Origin of the sequence: Pseudoalteromonas sp. GW168-MNA-CIBAN-0100 (assembly GCF_040309225.1) — a bacterium.
GTDB lineage: Bacteria > Pseudomonadota > Gammaproteobacteria > Enterobacterales > Alteromonadaceae > Pseudoalteromonas > Pseudoalteromonas arctica.
In genome coordinates this window covers 1-286 of the sequence record NZ_JBEOOL010000439.1, presented here as the reverse complement: position 1 = coordinate 286, position 286 = coordinate 1, and the positions used below count along the sequence as shown (strand labels likewise).

At 42.7% G+C, this 286-nt stretch carries 1 protein-coding gene; it reads left to right on the top strand.

The window, feature by feature from the left end; translation table 11 throughout:
- Positions 1-286, top strand: a 286-nt coding sequence (locus AAEY62_RS21855) for a YhdP family protein (protein ID WP_350636499.1), incomplete at both ends; no start/stop codon positions are given.

The window sequence follows — 286 nt, the reverse complement described above, 5'->3', positions numbered from 1 at the left end:
GGTTTAGCGTTTAATAGTAATGATAAAAGCTGGCCGAGTTTAGAGTTTGAGGCACTGCTGGGTAAGCAAAATAAAATTTGGTTACAGCAAGTTGATATAGCGCTACTTAGCGATTTAGCCGAGCTGACTAACTTTAATAACCTAACGCCATTTTTACAGCGCCAACCTAGTGGGCAAATAAAGCAAGCTTACTTAGACTATACCAATAGTGAGCAATGGCAGCTGTGGTTTGAAGCCGATAATATTGGCTGGCAAGAGCAGCACGCAATACCTGCCGCACAAGAAC